Source organism: Thiocapsa sp. (assembly GCF_011390875.1).
GTDB lineage: Bacteria > Pseudomonadota > Gammaproteobacteria > Chromatiales > Chromatiaceae > Thiocapsa.
Window position 1 is genome coordinate 1 of the sequence record NZ_JAABRP010000339.1, and the last position, 3,456, is coordinate 3,456.

Annotated in this window: 2 protein-coding genes; both read left to right on the plus strand. The window is 68.2% G+C overall.

Annotation, left to right across the window (positions count from 1 at the left end; all coding sequences use genetic code 11):
- Window positions 1-2,816, plus strand: a 2,816-nt coding sequence (gene hrpA, locus GPT33_RS18100; RefSeq protein WP_296811866.1) for an ATP-dependent RNA helicase HrpA, incomplete at its 5' end; no start/stop codon positions are given.
- A 216-nt stretch (window positions 2,817-3,032) separates the two neighbouring features.
- The coding region (locus GPT33_RS18105) for a zeta toxin family protein (RefSeq protein ID WP_296811869.1) at window positions 3,033-3,456 on the plus strand (424 nt) is incomplete at its 3' end.

Genomic DNA, 3,456 nt, shown 5'->3' on the forward strand with positions numbered 1-3,456 from the left:
GCATCTGCATTCGGCTCTACAGCGAGGACAACCTCGCCGCCCGCGCGCCATTCACTGAGCCCGAGATCCAGCGCACCAACCTCGCCGCCGTGATCCTGCGGATGAAGCTGCTCGGCTTCGGCGACGTGGCCGACTTCCCCTTCCTCGACCCGCCCGACCCGCGTCTGGTCGCCGACGGCGAGCGCACCCTCGAGGAGCTGGCCGCGCTCGATGCCCGCGGCGAGCTGACCGAGCTGGGGCGCCGGCTGGCGCGTCTGCCGGTCGACCCGCGGATCGGTCGGATCCTGCTCGCTGCCGCCGAGCAGCAGTGTCTGGCCGAGGTGCTGGTGATCGCCGCTGCGCTCAGCGTTCAGGATCCGCGCGAGCGTCCGCACGAGCAGCGCGCCGCCGCCGATCAGATCCACGCCACCTTCGCCCATCCGGACTCGGATTTCCTGAGCTTCCTCAACCTCTGGCGCTTCCTGGAGAAGGAGCGCAGGGCGCTTTCGCGCAACCAGTTTCGCCAGCTCTGTCAGCGTCACTTCCTCTCCTACAACCGGGTGCAGGAATGGCGCGACATCGAGACCCAATTGCGCGAGCAGATCCTGGAGATGGGTTTCAAGGAGAACCAGACCGCCGGCACCGAGGAGCAGATCCACCGCGCGCTCTTGGCCGGATTGCTGAACCACATCGGCGCGCTCGACACGAATCACGAGTACATGGGCGCGCGCAACAGCCGCTACCGCATCCATCCGAGCTCGGCACTCTTCAAGGCGTCGCCCAAATGGATCCTGGCGGGCGAGCGGGTCGAGACCACACGCGCCTACGGGCGCATCATCGCGCGCGTTCAACCCGCCTGGATCGAAGCCGCGGGGCAGCATCTGCTGCAACGCAGCTATTTCGAGCCGCACTGGCAGGCCAAGTCCGGGCAGGTCGCGGCCTACGAGAAGGTGACCCTGTTCGGCGTCACCCTGGTGCCCAAGCGGCGCGTCAACTACGGACCCATCAACCCGGCCGAGTCGCGCGAGATCTTCATCCGCTTCGCCCTGGTGGAAGGCGACTTCAGCACCCGCGCACCCTTCTGGCGTCACAACCAGGAGCTGATCGCCTCGATCCATCATCTGGAAGCCAAGTCGCGCCGCCGCGATATTCTGGTCGACGAGGAGGCGCTCTACGCCTTCTACGATCAGCGCATCCCCGCCGGGATCTATTCCACACCTCAGCTCGAGCAGTGGCTGCGCAAAGCGACCCGCACGGATCCCAAGCTCCTGCATCTACGCCCGGCCGATCTGATGCAGCACGAGGCCGAGGGGATTACGCCGGAGCATTTCCCCGATCGGCTGCAGGTCGGCGCCACCGCGCTGCCGCTCGAATACCGCTTCGAGCCGGGTGAGGCGGCCGACGGCTTGACCCTGATCGTGCCCTTGCCGCTCATCAATCAGGTGACCGCCGAGCGGCTCGATTGGCTGGTGCCGGGTCTCTTGGAGGCGCGCATCACCGCCTTGCTGCGCGGTCTGCCGAAGGGGCTGCGCACTGCGCTGGTCCCGGTGCCCGACACCGCCGCACGCCTGGCCGGCGGGCTCAAGGCCGCGCTCGCCGAGGGCAAGGCGCCGGTTGATCGGCCTTTGACGCAGGTCCTCGCCGAGCGGATCGCGGCCGAGCTTGGCCTGCGCATCCCCGAGGACGCCTGGGACCGCGAGGCCATTCCGGCGCATCTGCGGATGAAGATCCGCCTCGTCGACGAGGCGGGCAGCGCGCTCGCGCTCGATGAGGATCCGCAACGGCTCAAGCAGCGTTTCGGCCAAGCGGGGCAGGCGCGGTTTGCACGCATCCCGGATGCCGAGCTGGAACGCGAGGGCATCACGCGCTGGGACTTCGGCGACCTGCCCGAGCAGGTCGAGATCACCCGCGGCGGGATCCGGATGCGCGGCTTCCCGGCCCTGGTCGACGAAGGCCAGAACGTGGCGGTGCGGGTGCTGGACTCGCCCGAGGCCGCCGCGCGCGCCCACCGTGCGGGCCTGCGCCGGCTTCTGATCCTGACGCTCGGTGCGACCCTGCGCCCGATCCGCCAATCGCTCAAGGATCTGGACCGGCTGCGTCTGCTTTACGCCAAGGCGCCCGTCACGGACCTCCCGGAGACCGCCGGCACGGAGAAAGCCAGTCCGGAGAAGGCGCGCTCCGGAGCACCGAACGCGACAACCGTCGGCGGACAGGCATTGCGCCCGCCGAGCGGAGCCGAGCCCCGCCCACCCGACCTCTCAGACGAGCTGATGGCCCTGATCCTGGATCGCACCTTCCTCGACGACCGTCCGCCCATCAGAACACAGACCGACTTCGAGGCCCGTCTCGTCGAATCCCGCAGCCGGCTCCAGCCGACCGCCACCGAGGTCACCCAGCTCGCCGCCGAGATCCTCGCCGCCTACCAGTCGCTGCGCCAACGCCTCGCCGCCATCACCCAGGTCAACTGGCAGCCGACGGCGCAGGACCTGCGCGAGCAGCTCGATGCACTGGTCTTCCGAGGCTTCTTTCAGCAGATCCCCTTCGACCGGCTCAAGCAGTACCCGCGCTATCTCAAGGCCGCCGAGCAGCGTCTCGACAAGCTCGCCCACGCCCCCGGACGCGACCGCGAGCAGATGGCCGTCATGGCCGACCTACTCGAGCGCTGGCGCGAGCGCACCGCCGCCGCCCGCAAGGCCGGCCGCGAGGACGCGCGACTGGAGGAGATCCGCTGGCTGCTCGAAGAGCTGCGCGTCTCGCTCTTCGCCCAGACCCTCGGCACCGCCGGCCCGGTGTCGGTCAAGCGCATCGAGGCGCGTTGGCGGGAGCTGGGGTTGTAGGGCAGGATAGCCGGGCGCGTGCGGGTCGGCCCGCATGCTCAAGCCGCTTGGAGGGTAAGATTGCAGGACCTCTCCGGATCAAAAACGTGGGCGCTCCGATGCCGACGACCACACACCGAGTGAACAAGTCCCCATGCACACGAAGGAAGTCATCGACCGTATCTTCAAGGAACCCGGCATCCAGTACGAGCAACTCATCGAAGAGGCCGCGCAGACATGACCAACCGGCCCGAGCGGAAGATCCTCATCATTGCCGGACCGAACGGGGCCGGCAAGACGACCTTTGCCGAGGAGTTCCTGCCCAATGAGGCCGCCTGTCCGACCTTCATCAATGCCGACCTGATCGCGGCGGGCCTTTCGACCTTCGCTCCCGATCTCGCGGCAATCAAGGCGGGGCGCTTGATGCTCGCCGAGATCGCGCGGCATGCACGACGCGGCGACAGCTTTGCTTTTGAAACCGCCGTCAGCGGTCGGCGTTATGCCCGCCAGATCCCCCGGTGGCGCGCAACGGGCTACCGGGTCAAGCTCTACTTCCTGCGATTGGACTCGCCCGAGATGGCGATCAGCCGCGTCCGGCAACGGGTCACCTTGGGCGGCCATGCGGTGGCCGATGCGGTCGTGCGTCGTCGCTACGAGTCCG